Source organism: Endozoicomonas atrinae (assembly GCF_001647025.1).
Lineage (GTDB): Bacteria > Pseudomonadota > Gammaproteobacteria > Pseudomonadales > Endozoicomonadaceae > Endozoicomonas > Endozoicomonas atrinae.
On sequence record NZ_LUKQ02000154.1, the window covers coordinates 1 to 13,688 of the forward strand.

Sequence of the window (13,688 nt, forward strand, 5' to 3'; positions counted from 1 at the left end):
AGAGTCAGCTTAGTAAAATATTTAACTTTCTGGAACTATCAGACTTGCAGACCACCCCAAAAAGCTATACTTAACGACAGGTCATTTTGGACTGGTGTTTTGAGGACTTTTTACGCCGGTGATGACAACATTTTACAGCATTGGGCTAAACCATTTATTTCCCCCGGTAGTATTCAGCAAGAGCTGTATAATTTTACTTTTCTCTGATGGTTATAAATTTAAGACCAAGCAGCATTGGAGGTAACCTGTTTGCCCGTCGATAACAGAAGCTATAACTCTGTATTTTCCGCTCATGGCTATTAGGGATGGGTGTTATCGGTTGGCCATCAAGACACTTTAGTGACTAAATATGCTCGGACGCATTTTTCTACCAACAGCACTGTTGCTGTTGACTTACGGCTTTTGGGTTAGCTCAGAGCTTCAGGTGATCACAGCTGGTGTGGTTATTTTTCTACTGGGTATGGTTTATCTTGAAAAGGGGTTTAAGGTCTTTACGGGAGGGTTACTTGAGGCATTCCTTCAGAAAACGACCGACAGCCTTTGGAAAAGTCTGACATTTGGTATCACTACCACAGCTGTCTTGCAGTCCAGTTCACTTGTTTCTGTCATTGTCATTTCCTTTCTCAGTGCCGGCTTGATTGGCCTGACCGCGGGCGTTGGAATCATTTTTGGAGCAAATCTCGGTAGTACTGTCGGTGCGTGGTTAGTTGCCTTGTATGGTATGAAGTTAAAGCTGATTTCTTATGCAATGCCATTACTAGTTTTCGGTTTGATTTTGAGGACTCAGCAGGAGAAAAAATTCAGTGGTTTAGGCTACATATTGCTGGGTATTGGCTTTCTCTTTCTTGGTATTCATTACATGAAGGAAGGATTTGAAGCATTCCAGAATGTCATTGATTTCAGCAGTTTCTCGATGGAAGGAGTGCAGGGCGTTCTTGTATACACGCTCTTTGGTGTTCTGGCGACCATCATCATGCAATCAACCAATGCTACGCTAGTGCTTACCTTTTCTGCACTGGCAGCAGGTCAGCTGACTTACGATAATGCGTTAGCACTGGCTGTAGGTTCAAATATAGGTACAACCATAACGGCAGTGCTGGGAGCGATGGGGGCAAATGCTGCTGGAAAACGGTTGGCAGTGGCTCATATTACTTTTAATGTTGCCACGGCAACTCTGGCTATCCTTTTGTTACCCCAGTTAAAGGTGCTCGTAGATTTTACTGCCAGATTTTTACCGATAGAGGCAGACGACTACACTCTGAAACTCGCACTTTTTCACAGTATATTTAATGTCATTGGAATATTAGTTCAACTTCCTTTTATCAAGCTGCTTATCCGCTGGTTGGAGACTCTCTTTGTCGATCCTGCAAGGCAGTCTCATCTGAACCTTGCTACTGAAGATGACCCTGCAATTCACCGGGCACGCTACTTAACGCCTGCAACATTAAGTTATCCAGATGCGGCGCTAAGGGCTCTGACCAGAGAGTGCGACCATTTATACAGGAATACACTCGAACTGATTTGTTATGGGATATATCTTACCGGTGACAAGCTAAGGGAGTCGGATAGTCTGAAGGACCTGGTTAACAGCTGGGTTCGTGATGATCAGCCCTGGACCATAAAAGAGCTTTATATCCGACATATCAAAGGTATATATGCGGACATTATTCACTACTCAGGGGCAATAGAAGGGAATCTTCGGAGACAGCAGGTGCAGGAGCTATTTGCTCTGAAAGTTGCCTGCCGTGATTTTGTTCAGGCAATCAAACACGTCAAGAATATCTATAAGAACATGGGGCATTACCTTCATTCGGATAATGAGCAGATACGCCATCAATACAATCAGCTTAGACTTTGTCTTGCCTCCGTTTTGAAGCTTATTGATGTATTGGGAGTGCGGCGAAATTATGATCATATTCGTCAGCATGCGGAACAGTTAAAGCAGGAGCTTAGAGAGCAAGATGAGCAGATGAACAGAAAACTGAATGAACTCATTCGCTCCAATCAAGTTGATTCATTTATGGCCAGCTCGTTGATGAATGACAGTGCTCATGTACATGATGCCTGCACCAATCTTATCGATGGGGCTGTGATTATGTTGACCAGAGATCGTGAAGAATACCGAGAGATCGACCTTAATTTTGATTCTCGTTCTAACCCCCAAAAAACTTAAGTACCGAAAAGCTGGTCAGACTTGAAAGCCGTAATGGAACAAGCCCTGTTTTATCACTGCCAAGGTTAGCCCCTAAGCGTATGTATTAAGCAAGGCTTGATCTGAGAAAAGACGCTTGTCTATGCCACAAAGGCTTCCGGATCACCGCAACCGGTAAATTAAGTGTTATGCAACTATTAACTTGAAGCCTATTTTCGCAAGATAGCTTCGTTCAGAGTCAAAGTTTGCGACCGTTAGAGGGTGTTGTTCTATCCATTCGTCCGGGAAAAACAGGGATATAGTGGAGCCGGATACGCTTATGGAGTATTCAGGTAAGGTATCGTCGCGACCATGGCTAAGTACATTGGCAATTCTCAGCAGTATAATCAGCTGTATTAGTTTGCGTGATATTGCCTTTGGCCAGCCAGATAGTAGAGATTTGGATATTGACCGCCTATGACCCCTGACGAGCAGAGCGAGTTGCTGCTGTTCTCTCTTGCTGAACCCCATCAGGTCAGAGTTATCGATCAGGTAAGCACCATGTCGATGGTACTGTGTATGGGAGATATCAAGCCCTATTTGACAAACTCGCGCGGCCCAGGATAACAGGTCAAGATCATTTTCACCCAGACCCCAGACGCTGGCTGTCATTGCAAAGCAGTTCTGAGCATGATTCATAACCCTGAAGGCCTGCTGCTCATCAACATGATAGCGGCTCATCAAGGCATTTATTGTTCGCTCCCGTACGTCTTCATGACTGTTTCTGCCGAGCATGTCGTGTAGGACACCCTCGCGAAGTGCTCCGTCAGAGTAATGCATACGCTCTATGCCAAGAGCATCGAAGCCAGCCATGAGTATGGCCAGACCGGCAGGAAAAATCGCCTGACGATCAGGTTTCAGTCCTGGAAAACGAACACGACCGATCTGGTTAAACTTCAGGACTTTTTGTTTGAGCATCTCAAGGCTGTCCCGGGTGATGGTATCACTCTCACCCATGGCCTGAAGAATGCTGCTGACTGCTCGAATTGAGCCTGATGAACCCACGGCATCAACCCAGCCCAACCGGGTAAATGATTGTTCAATATTCAGTAATTCAAGTCGTGCAGCATAATAAGCTGACTGGAATCGTTGTGGTGTTAACTCTCCTGTTCCAAAAAAACGGTCGGTAAATACCACACAGCCCATGTGAAGGCTTTCCATCAACTTTGGCTCAAAGCGCTCTCCAATAACGAACTCAGTACTCCCTCCACCAATGTCCATAACCAGGCGGCGCTCATTATCATCAGATTGAGTTTGGGCCACACCCAGATAAATGAGACGAGCTTCTTCCCTTCCTGCAATTATTTCAACTGGATAACCCAGAATAGACTGGGCTTTCTCAACAAAAATGTCACTATTTCGGGCTTTACGCAGAGCATTGGTACCCACGACTCTGACAGCTTGAAAGGTATTGCCAGATAAGTATTGTGCAAACTGCTCCAGGCAGCTAAAGCCCCGCTTTATTGCCTCGGCCGTAAGCTCGTCATGCTGGTTCAGCCCTGCGGCTAACTGAACTTTCTTACCCAGCCTTTCTACGGGGCGGATTTCACCCTGATCCACTCTGGCTACGATCATGTGAAAGCTGTTTGAGCCAAGGTCTATGGCTGCTACCAGTGGTAGGCTGCTGGACTGTTCACGCCCTTGTTGTGTCATGGTATTTTATAGCTAATAGATTGAAAATGTTATGTTTTTCAGTGTCATTAACTCTCGTTTCGTTAAAATGACAATACTGAGTTGCAGACCGGAGCATAACAGATGTTAGAAGGTTAACTTTAATAGAGTTATGCGCACAAATCTTATTGGTTGCTCTATCTAGAGCAAAGCTGCATTGATGGCTGAAAAACAGGCCTGTGTCACATGGTAATCTTATAAGCCTCCTTGATTTATGGCATTTTTATAGAAAAAAAAGCCACAAAATTCCATGAATCAGGCATAATGAATCAGTTCTGGGCCGGTGATACCTTTTGGCAGTCAGTTTGGCATGCCCTCGGTCAAGGCTCCTGAGTTTACTTTAAACACTTTTAAGTACTATTTAAGTACCATGGTTAGGAGATCCATTCCATGAGCGAAATTGTCAAAGTGACAGATGACTCCTTCGAAGAAGTGGTTCTGAAGGCGGAAGGTCCGGTGCTGGTTGACTATTGGGCTGAATGGTGTGGTCCTTGCAAAATGATTGCCCCCGTTCTTGATGAAATTGCCCAGGACTACGAAGGCAAACTGACCGTCTGCAAGCTGAACATTGATGAGAATGAGGCAACTCCACCAAAATATGGTGTACGTGGTATTCCTACGCTGATGCTGTTCAAAGGTGGCAATGTAGAAGCTACGAAAGTGGGTGCCCTGTCTAAATCACAGCTGACCGCATTTTTGGACAGCAATCTTTAATTGCTGTTGTTTGGTGGTTGTGACAGACCGTTGCAGCCACCCGTCTGGCCTCTATTTTCATATCCTATTGATTAAATTTTTAAATCAATTCAGTTGACGAAGCCTTTATTCTTGATTATTTTCCAGAAAAGGATATAGACTGTAATTTCACAGGGCTGTCAGGAATCTTCTGACCTCAGGGATATGGCCCAGACAGGGCAGCCGTTATAAACACTCGCAGGCATCAATCAACACATAGCTGTCCTTTATCATAATAAGCCAAATACTTTCTGATCTTCCTGCAAAGACAACGGCCACTTACCTTTCAATTTAACATTCGCAAACTACTGGTTATGCATCTTACCGAACTGAAGAAAAAGTCTGTTCCTGAACTTCTGGCGATAGCGAATGAAATGGGTCTCGAAAACCTTGCCCGTTCCAGGAAGCAGGATGTAATTTTCACCATACTTAAACGCCATGCACGCAGTGGTGAAGATATATATGGTGATGGTGTTCTGGAAATCCTCCAGGATGGTTTTGGTTTTCTCCGTTCCGCTGATAGTTCCTATCTGGCGGGGCCTGACGATATCTATGTTTCTCCAAGCCAGATTCGTCGATTTAATCTGAGAACGGGCGATACGATTTCTGGGAAAATTCGTCCACCTAAGGAAGGAGAAAGATATTTTGCCCTCCTTAAGGTTAATGAAATCAATTTTGACCAACCAGAAAACGCCCGCAATAAAATCCTTTTTGAAAACCTCACGCCATTATTTCCTCAAGATCGTCTCACAATGGAGATGGGAAATGGTGCCACCGAGGATTTAACCGCTCGAATCATTGACCTGGTTGCTCCTATAGGGAAAGGTCAGCGTGGTCTGATTGTTTCTCCACCGAAAGCCGGTAAAACGTTAATGCTGCAAAATATTGCAGCAAATATCACGAGAAATAACCCTGAGTGCCATCTGATCGTTCTGCTAATTGATGAGCGGCCTGAAGAGGTAACGGAAATGTCTCGTTCCGTTCGTGGAGAGGTGGTGGCTTCTACCTTTGATGAGCCTCCTTCTCGTCATGTGCAAGTTGCCGAAATGGTACTGGAAAAGGCCAAACGCCTGGTCGAGCATAAAAAAGATGTAGTGATTCTGCTCGACTCCATTACTCGTCTGGCTCGTGCATACAACACTGTTATTCCTTCTTCTGGGAAGGTCTTGACTGGTGGTGTTGATGCTCACGCTCTTGAACGTCCGAAGCGTTTCTTTGGTGCTGCCCGTAACATTGAAGAGGGTGGTAGTCTGACTATTCTGGCAACAGCATTGGTTGATACCGGCTCCAAGATGGATGAGGTAATCTTTGAGGAGTTCAAGGGTACCGGTAATATGGAGCTCCACCTTGACCGTCGGGCATCAGAAAAGCGTGTGTTCCCTGCTATTGGCATTAATAAATCAGGTACTCGTCGAGAAGATCTGCTGACAACCGAAGAAGAGCTTCAGCGTATGTGGATTCTTCGTAAAATCCTTCATCCAATGGATGAAATTCAGGCGATCGAGTTCCTGTTGGATCGAATGAAACACACCAAGACGAACAACGAGTTCTTCCAGTCCATGAAACGGAAGTAATTGTTATTCCTATAGGAAGGACTGTGAGAAGGATGTCATTTTATCACTATCACAGTCTCAGCGCAGGGGTTAGGCGAAAAGCTCCCTGCAAGCCTGTTTCTTCAAGAATTAAGTATTTCGTAATTATATACTCAGGCTTAGATCATGATATTTCGGTACGTTTACTTTTCGGGCCGGGAATACTAAGCAATGCAAGCTTCTAGTATTCGATCCTCATCATTATTAGACCGCAACAACGTCTTTATCATCTGTTTCAACTGAAGTAGTTTTCACCATCCAGGGTAAAACTGCCCAGAGCCAAAGAAGAAATATTCATGAAATACAAGGATCTCCGGGATTTTATTGACCAGCTGGAAAAACAGGGTGAACTCAAGCGCATCAAGTTTGAAGTGGACCCAGTTCTGGAAATGACTGAAATCTGTGATCGAACCTTGAAAAAAGGTGGTCCAGCCCTATTGTTTGAAAACCCCAAAGGCTTTGATATGCCAGTGCTGGGGAACTTGTTTGGCACGCAGAAGCGGGTTGCTCTGGGGATGGGGCAGAAGGATATCAGTGCACTGAGAGAGGTTGGTGAGCTGCTGGCATACCTTAAAGAGCCTGATCCCCCGAAAGGATTGAGAGATGCCATTGAAAAGCTTCCTCTGTTCCGACAGGTGTTGAACATGGGGCCAAAGGTGGTTAAATCGGCACCTTGTCAGGAAGTAGTACTGGAAGGCGATGATATTGATCTGACCCGTCTGCCAATTCAGACCTGCTGGCCAGGTGATGCTGCACCGCTGATTACCTGGCCTCTGGTTATTACCCGTGGTCCAGAAAAAGAGCGTCAGAACCTGGGAATTTATCGTCAGCAGCTACTTGGTAAGAATAAATTAATCATGCGTTGGCTGTCCCACCGAGGGGGAGCTCTTGATTTTAGAGACTGGCAGAAAAAATACTCGGATACACCTTTTCCGGTATCAGTGGCCTTAGGTGCAGACCCTGCAACAATTCTTGGTGCTGTTACCCCGATACCAGATTCATTATCAGAATATGCGTTTGCCGGTTTGTTAAGGGGCTGTAAGACCGAGTTAATCCAAAGCCGAACTAACGATCTGCAGGTTCCTGCCAGTGCTGAGATTGTGCTTGAAGGTTTTATCTATCCCGGAGAGATGGCGGATGAGGGGCCATATGGCGATCATACCGGCTATTACAATGAAGTTGAGTCATTTCCTGTATTTACGGTTGAGTGTGTGACACATCGACGTAATCCCATTTACCACAGCACATACACAGGACGCCCTCCGGATGAGCCAGCAATACTGGGCCTGGCTTTTAACGAAATATTTGTACCCATTCTCAAGAAGCAGTTTCCTGAAATTGTTGATTTTTATTTGCCACCAGAGGGTTGCTCTTATCGACTGGCTGTCGTTACCATGCGCAAAGAGTATCCGGGGCATGCCAAGCGGGTTATGCTTGGTGTCTGGTCATTCCTTCGACAGTTTATGTACACCAAGTTTGTGATTGTCACTGATGATGATGTCAATGCCAGAGACTGGAATGATGTGATATGGGCGATGACGACCCGTATGGACCCAAAAAGAGACTCAGTCTTCATTGAAAACACACCCATTGATTACCTGGATTTTGCTTCTCCCGTTGCCGGGTTGGGGTCAAAGGTCGGCTTTGATGCTACCAACAAGTGGGAAGGCGAAACGAGCCGGGAGTGGGGAACAGCCATTTCGATGACAGATGCCATAAAGCACCGGGTTGATGATATTTGGGACCAGCTTGGCATTGATGAGTAACACTTATGTAGCTTCAGGAAGCTCAGGGCTCCTGAAGCGTTGAGCTTTAGAGGTAGCGGTATTCGTGCAGATCAACCAAGTTTCCACTCAGTCTTGCCAGGTTTCAGATCTTCAATTGCTATCAGAAGGTATTTACCGCGTTATTCTCAAACCTTATCAGGGTTATATCCCAGACTATCGAGCGGGACAGTACCTTGAGATTCTCCTGGCAGGTGGCGAAGCTTGCGCGTTCTCAATAGCCAGTCCTCCGGCTCCCATGCAAAAGGAGCTGGAATTACATATTCAAAAGTTACCTTCCAGCCCTAATTCCATTAAGTTATTCAATGAGCTTGAAGAAGGCAGTGTTTCAATCAGAATGCCAAAAGGTCAGTGTTTTCTTGAAAGCATTCCGGATAAGCCACTGGTGTTTATTGCTGCGGGTACCGGATTTGCGCAGATGAAAAGCATGATTGAGCTCTCGCTGAAAAAGCCTGGACATAAAGATATCTACCTGTACTGGGGAGCTCGTTCGCCAGAAGGGTTCTATATGCCGAATCTTCCGGTTCATTGGGCGTCTTCTCAATTTCACTATCACCCTGTGGTCAGTGATGCTCTTGAAGATGATGGCTGGAAAGGGCGTCAGGGGCTTTTGTTTGAAGCGGTTATAGACGACAAAAATCTTGTCCTTGACAGTGAAATCTATATCAGTGGATCTCCGCAGATGGTTTATGCAACTTTTGATGCACTTGTAGCGGAAAATTTTAAGGCTGAGAATATTCACTCTGATGTCTTTGAATATGCACCGAGATCTTGATAACGCTTAATTACATCGAAAGTAGATAAATCACATGGGCTAATAAAAACGACAGTATTTTTTATTTGATTACTGTCGTTTTTTATTAAGCCGTGGAAAAAGCCCGTCCCTTGTCTATATTCAAATCGAGTATAATCAATGCAAGGTACGGTATTCAGTATGCAACCATCACCCTCAAAAACAGATCAGGCAGGATTAAAAAATAGTCGGGTCCGGCAGAAAAACATTCAAATTATTCTTCAAGCCGCAGAAGATGAGTTTGTAGCCAGCGGGTTTAAGGGCGCGTCTATTCGTGATATTGCCCATCGAGCGGGCTTGCCCAAAGCTAATGTGCACTACTATTTCAATAGTAAGGTTGAGTTATATGGTGCTGTGCTCAATCACATTATGGAGCTATGGCAGTCTGTTTTCAGTGGTCTTAATCCAGATGATGATCCTGCAACTGCATTAAGACAATTTATCAGAGCCAAAATGAAATATGTTCTGGCCCACTCAAATGCATCCCGTATATTCAGTAGTGAAATACTGCATGGGGGACAGCATATTAAAGATCATTTACAGCCTTTTAATGACTGGATTCAGGAAAAGTCCGAGGTTATTAACGGCTGGATTGCTCAGGGTAAGATGAAGCCAGTTGACCCTGTTCATCTTTTATTTACTATCTGGGCAACGACTCAATACTACGTTGACTATGGTCCTCAGGTTGCTTCTGTTCTGGGTAAAGAGGATCTTGATTCCGAGGATGTGGAAGCTTATACAGAAAGCGTTTGCCAGATGATTTTGGGTGGCTGTGGAATCAATAACTAAACTAAAACGATTTTTTAATTTTTTTGACGATCACACTGTTCCATGGGGGAATGTCATCGGAATAAGCCTTAAAAGGCTTATCCGAAAAGACACTTACAAATTCTGCAGGTTACCCTGCAGAAACAACTTCAACCTTATCCACTTTCTGAAAGCCTCTGGGAAGCTTATTACCACGTCTTCCTCTCTCGCCACGATAATGCTCAAGGTCTGTGGCTTTTAGAGTAACATGGCGTTTGCCAGCAAAGAGTGTAAGCGTATCACCGTCATTGATGATGGCAAGTTGGGTCATGAGTTCACTTCTCTCCGCAGCACGAGCAGAAGGAATATTAATAATTTTATTTCCTTTACCCCTGCCGAGCTTTGGAAGATCCTGTAATGGGAACACTAACATTCTTCCTTCATTAGTGATTGCTGCCAGCATGGGGTTGTTGCCGCTTACCGGTATTGGGGTCAGTACATGGGCATTCTTGGGCAGTGTCAACAGGGTTTTTCCTGCCTTGTTTTTACTGACCATGTCGGAAAATTGAGCAATAAATCCATAGCCAGCATCACTTGCCAGCAGGTAACAATCACTGGAGTCACCAACACACAGGCCTTCAAAGGTTGCACCTGAGGGAGGACTGACTCGCCCGGTTAATGGCTCGCCCTGCCCTCTTGCAGAAGGAAGAGTATGGGTCAGCACGGAGTAGGCTCGACCGGTAGAGTCGAGAAAAACTGAGGTTTGATTGCTTCGTCCTTTTGCGGATAAACGGTATCCGTCGCCAGATTTATAGTTAAGCGTCAATGGATCAACGTCATGACCTTTGGCGCAACGTACCCAGCCTTTGTTTGAAAGTACTACGGTAATAGACTCAGAGACCATTAAATCTGTTTGTGATAGCGCCTGGGCTTCAGATCTTACGACGATAGGAGAACGACGATCGTCGCCAAAGCTTTCGGCATCTGCTTTGATCTCTTTCTTTATAAGCGTCTTAAGACGTTTTTCTGATCCCAGAGTTAGTTCAAGCGAATTACGCTCCTGCTCCAGGTCGTCCTGTTCTGTGCGAATCTTTGCTTCTTCGAGTTTGGCCAGGTGCCGCAATTTGAGGTCAAGGATGGCTTCAGCCTGAATATCAGAAAGACCAAACCGATCCATCAGAATAGCTTTTGGTTTATCTTCTGTACGAATAATTTCGATAATTTCATCAATATTCAAAAAGGCGATCATCAAACCTTCTAGAATATGAAGTCTGCTGAGTACTTTATCCAGTCGGTGTTGTAAACGGCGACGTACCGTTTCACTCCGCCAGGTAAGCCATTCTCCCAGCATTTTGTCGAGAGCTTTAACCTGAGGACGCCCATCAACACCGATCATGTTCATATTAACCCGGTAGGTTTTTTCCAGATCAGTCGTTGCAAACAGGTGGTTCATCAGACTTTCGATGTTTACCCGGTTGGACTTGGGAACGATAACCAGCCGAGTTGGGTTCTCATGATCGGATTCATCGCGGAGGTCAGCCACCATTGGTAGCTTCTTGGCTTGCATCTGAGCTGCGATTTGCTCCAGAACCTTCGCTCCAGATGCCTGATGTGGCAGTGCAGTCACTACAATATCGCCACTGTCCTGCTGATAGACCGCTCGCATTCTCAGGGACCCCCTGCCCGACTCATACATTTTGATCAGGTCTGATCGAGGAGTAATCAGTTCAGCTTCCGTTGGAAAGTCAGGCCCCTGAATATGCTCACAAAGTTCAGCAACGCTTGCTTTGGGATTCTCCAACAGGTGTATACAGGCGTTGGCCACTTCACAAAGATTATGAGGTGGGATGTCGGTCGCCATACCGACGGCAATACCCGTGGTACCATTCAGCAGAAGGTTGGGTAAGCGAGCTGGAAGTATGGATGGTTCTTCCAGCGTTCCGTCAAAGTTTGGAACCCAGTCCACTGTTCCCTGGCCGAGCTCTCCCAATAATGAGTCAGCATATTTAGTGAGACGGGACTCGGTATAACGCATGGCTGCAAATGATTTTGGGTCATCAGGCGAGCCCCAGTTTCCCTGTCCATCTACCAGGGGGTAGCGATAGGAAAAAGGCTGTGCCATCAATACCATGGCTTCGTAGCAGGCACTGTCACCATGTGGATGAAATTTACCGAGTACATCACCTACGGTGCGGGCAGACTTCTTGAACTTGGCAGTATTTTTCAGGCCAAGTTCACTCATCGCATATACGATGCGTCGTTGGACAGGCTTGAGGCCATCCCCTATATGGGGCAGAGCACGATCGAGAATAACGTACATGGAATAATTCAGGTACGCATTCTCTGTATATGCTCTCAGGGACTGACGCTCAATCCCATCATCCCCAATAATAATCTGCTCCGTCATGCTTAAACCTGTTTGAGAAACTGATAACCGGACAGGCAATGATACCAAGTATCTTTCATGACATTAAATTTATTGCAGTGTGGAGTGTGAAGATCATGAGAAATGAAGCATCACTTATCTGATGGGGCAGTAAAAGAAATTAGCAATGCAGTGGGGGGTATTTAATTTGTAACCTCAAATAACGGTTATATATCTGTTGGCATAATGTATTGGAACAATAACCTTTTATTTACCAAAAGTTTAACTATATTTTCCGTCTGGCACCTGCGTTGAGATCCAGTGAATGGAAGTTAATACGGTAGATCAAATTAGTTACAGCCAAGTTGTTTCAGGTGCATCAAAAGCAGCCTCTGGCAGCGGTCGATCCTGGGCTCAGGTTGCGTCAATAAAGCCGCCAGCAGCTACTACTGAAAAAGTGGTGACTGAAATAAGAGGAATTGATGATTATAAGGTTCAGAAAAATATTGTTGATGGGGGGGGCTTAAAATTAACCGGAAGTGAATCAAATAAGCCTCCAAAGGTTGTCACGACAACGGAAGCTGTCGCTGAAAGTCTCAAAAATAAATCCTATGAAAATATATTACAAGCAAAGCCTGACCATGAAAAAGGGAGGGGTCAGATTACAGTTGTTAGCCAATGCTCTCATCCAAAAAAAACTGAGCTACCTGATGAAGACAAACAAGGAGGCAGTCTAAATCCAGGTCAATCAATGAAAATGACTTATGCTGCTGCTTTAGGAGTCAGTGATCTTACTGATAAGAAAGAAACCTGTGGCCATACTGATCATTCTTCAAGAAGTTACGCTGGTGCGGTTACAAAGTATCAGAGTCATGAGAAAAAAGCTTCATCGCCCAGTTACGCAGCTGTACTAAAAGGGGTGAAGCATGGGGGTATTAATAAACGTGAACACATGACTCATCAGAATGTGCTTAGAAAGGGTGTCTAGAATGATATCATGGAGGAAGTTAAAAACCAGCAACAGATAACCAGAGAGGAGGTTACTAAACTTTGGCATAAATATATAAAAATTGATGAGTCAAGGTTTGAAGAAGATCAATGTTCAAGAATAAAAACAATTAAGGAAAACCTTGATCTTATATCAGAGGTCGAGCGCGAGTGGCGGAGTCACAAAGTCGTCGCCATGGAGCAATGGACACTACATGCAAGGCATTCAAGACCTTTCAAACGAATGGGAGATCTGTATGGCAGTTGCTTCGAAACAATTCTGTTTGAGTTAAAGGGTTACCTGATGAAAGCCAAGGATGATCAGAAGACCCAGAACCCTGATAGAAAAGACTGGCTGCTGGTCTACCAATTTGCATGGTGTTTGAGAAACCGGGTTATAGTGGCAAGGGAGAATGATAGAGACTCCCCATCGTGTGTTATTAAAGGCAATAAACTGAAAGAACTGGATGATTTACTGAAACATATTCTGTCAGATCATGTTCTTCTGTTTATTAAAGAAGAAAAAGAAATGAACACATGCCAGCTCAGGGATGATTCATTATTTGTATTGAGGCAATATATGCCTCTGTTAAAGAATTTTGGAACTAATCGAGCCTGTAAATAATTCTGTGTAAACGCCACCAAAACTATTACTCCTTGAACCGGTCAGGAAACATAATTTCAAACCGGTTCATGGCTGCTTTCCAGTTCCTGATCGGCATGGTCCATTTCTCGGAAGCTTTTTCCATGGCCAGATAGATTACCTTCATGACTGACTCATCAGTCCGAAAAATCTTCCGGTTCTTGATCGCCTTACGAATGACGC

General features: G+C 44.8%; 11 protein-coding genes and 1 pseudogene. 9 read left to right on the forward strand and 3 right to left on the reverse strand.

Annotation, left to right across the window (positions count from 1 at the left end; genetic code table 11):
- Positions 1-207: hypothetical protein (locus AK963_RS35580; protein WP_238593776.1), on the forward strand; the 207-nt coding region annotated here is incomplete at its 5' end.
- Between the two features lie 142 nt (positions 208-349).
- The gene (locus tag AK963_RS18515) at positions 350-2,173 is read left to right on the forward strand and encodes a Na/Pi cotransporter family protein (RefSeq protein WP_066016921.1); all 1,824 of its coding nucleotides are present in this window, start codon (positions 350-352) and stop codon (positions 2,171-2,173) included.
- A 165-nt stretch (positions 2,174-2,338) separates the two neighbouring features.
- Here AK963_RS18515 and AK963_RS18520 read toward each other — a convergent pair whose 3' ends face one another.
- Entirely contained in the window at positions 2,339-3,844 is a 1,506-nt protein-coding gene (locus AK963_RS18520) for a Ppx/GppA phosphatase family protein (RefSeq protein WP_066016922.1), read from the reverse strand.
- Between the two features lie 408 nt (positions 3,845-4,252).
- Here AK963_RS18520 and trxA point away from each other — a divergent pair, with 408 nt between their 5' ends.
- The 5 genes from trxA to AK963_RS18545 all read left to right on the forward strand — a co-directional run bounded on the left by trxA (position 4,253) and on the right by AK963_RS18545 (position 9,552).
- Positions 4,253-4,576 carry a thioredoxin TrxA gene (gene trxA / locus AK963_RS18525; RefSeq protein ID WP_066016923.1) on the forward strand — a complete coding sequence of 108 codons (324 nt, stop codon included), beginning with the start codon at positions 4,253-4,255 and terminating at the stop codon, positions 4,574-4,576.
- 332 nt (positions 4,577-4,908) lie between these two features.
- The gene (gene rho, locus AK963_RS18530; RefSeq protein WP_066016924.1) at positions 4,909-6,168 is read left to right on the forward strand and encodes a transcription termination factor Rho; all 1,260 of its coding nucleotides are present in this window, start codon (positions 4,909-4,911) and stop codon (positions 6,166-6,168) included.
- 314 nt (positions 6,169-6,482) lie between these two features.
- Complete coding sequence (ubiD, locus tag AK963_RS18535; RefSeq protein WP_066016925.1) at positions 6,483-7,952, forward strand: 4-hydroxy-3-polyprenylbenzoate decarboxylase; 1,470 nt, start codon at positions 6,483-6,485, stop codon at positions 7,950-7,952.
- A 64-nt stretch (positions 7,953-8,016) separates the two neighbouring features.
- Complete coding sequence (locus AK963_RS18540; protein WP_066016926.1) at positions 8,017-8,745, forward strand: NAD(P)H-flavin reductase; 729 nt, start codon at positions 8,017-8,019, stop codon at positions 8,743-8,745.
- 159 nt (positions 8,746-8,904) lie between these two features.
- Positions 8,905-9,552, forward strand: a complete 648-nt coding sequence (locus tag AK963_RS18545; RefSeq protein ID WP_066016927.1) for a TetR/AcrR family transcriptional regulator — start codon at positions 8,905-8,907, stop codon at positions 9,550-9,552.
- Between the two features lie 109 nt (positions 9,553-9,661).
- Here the strand turns inward: AK963_RS18545 and parC are convergent, their stop codons facing one another.
- A complete protein-coding gene (gene parC / locus AK963_RS18550; protein WP_066016928.1) occupies positions 9,662-11,917 on the reverse strand; it encodes a DNA topoisomerase IV subunit A in 2,256 nt (751 codons plus the stop codon).
- 283 nt (positions 11,918-12,200) lie between these two features.
- On the opposite strand from parC, the gene AK963_RS18555 reads away from it, so the two are divergent.
- On the forward strand, positions 12,201-12,863 hold the full coding sequence (locus AK963_RS18555; protein ID WP_066016929.1) for a hypothetical protein: 663 nt from the start codon (positions 12,201-12,203) through the stop codon (positions 12,861-12,863).
- A 9-nt stretch (positions 12,864-12,872) separates the two neighbouring features.
- Positions 12,873-13,487: a hypothetical protein gene (locus AK963_RS18560; protein WP_066016930.1), complete on the forward strand. Its 615-nt coding sequence runs from the start codon at positions 12,873-12,875 to the stop codon at positions 13,485-13,487.
- 25 nt (positions 13,488-13,512) lie between these two features.
- Here AK963_RS18560 and AK963_RS35585 read toward each other — a convergent pair.
- A pseudogene (locus tag AK963_RS35585) lies at positions 13,513-13,688 on the reverse strand (IS256 family transposase); the annotation flags it as partial.